The organism is Methylobacterium variabile (genome assembly GCF_001043975.1).
In the GTDB taxonomy this organism is placed as follows: domain Bacteria; phylum Pseudomonadota; class Alphaproteobacteria; order Rhizobiales; family Beijerinckiaceae; genus Methylobacterium; species Methylobacterium variabile.
In genome coordinates this window covers 1-783 of record NZ_LABY01000198.1, presented here as the reverse complement: position 1 = coordinate 783, position 783 = coordinate 1, and the positions used below count along the sequence as shown (strand labels likewise).

Here is a 783-nt window from a genome sequence, read left to right as displayed (position 1 = left end):
TGCCGCACGCGATCTTCTTCACCGGGCGGGGCCACGCCATCCATGGCAGCAGCCATACCGGCCGCCTCGGCACCCCGGCCTCGCATGGCTGCGTGCGCCTGGCCCCCGGCAAGGCCGCGCTCCTCTACGCCCTCGTCAAGGCGGAGGGCCTGGGCAACACCCGGGTGGTGATCGGCGGCGACGAGACCGCCATCGCCGGTCGCGCGACGCCGCGCCGGGAGGCGCGTATGCGTCCAGGGGCCGCTCAGCCCGTCCGCGGCTGGCGCGCGCGGTCGAACGATCCCTGGGGCGGTGGCGGCTGGCTGCCGGTCGGGGCGGCCTATCCGTCGCCCTACGGCGCAACGTACTACTCTTACGGACCGTCATACTGAATCCGTCCGGGTTGCCGAACCGGGGACGCGGCGACACCTAGGAGAGACGCCGCCACGCGTCGGGGCCGGCACCAGCCCGCGCCGCCGAGGCATTTGATGTGCCGCAGGTTTTCGCCGCAGAACCGGCAACCCCTTCTGCGAAACCTGCTCAGGAGCGGGCATCCGCATGCGCAGCCTGTTCGTCCTCATGACGATCGCGGTGGCGATCGGCTTCGTCGTCAGCGGGCTGATCAACAGCCTGGATGACCGGGCGCTGGCCCGCAGCGAGCGCGCGGCGCAGATGCGGGTCGGCGTCGCGGTGGCGGAGTTCGCGCGCCGGGTCGGCCTGTCGCAGGACTGGGTCGCCTATTGCCGGGCCGAGACCCGGCGCAAGCTCAGCACCTATCCCAAGGACGGCTCGATCCCGTTGCAC

Annotated in this window: 2 protein-coding genes; both read left to right on the top strand. The window is 72.2% G+C overall.

The features are described 5' to 3' along the window. Positions 1–371 (top strand): L,D-transpeptidase (locus VQ02_RS34900; protein WP_157080823.1); only part of this gene is annotated, 371 nt, incomplete at its 5' end. A gap of 166 nt (positions 372–537) precedes the next feature. Beyond that, positions 538–783: hypothetical protein (locus tag VQ02_RS26120; RefSeq protein WP_048447168.1), on the top strand; the 246-nt coding region annotated here is incomplete at its 3' end.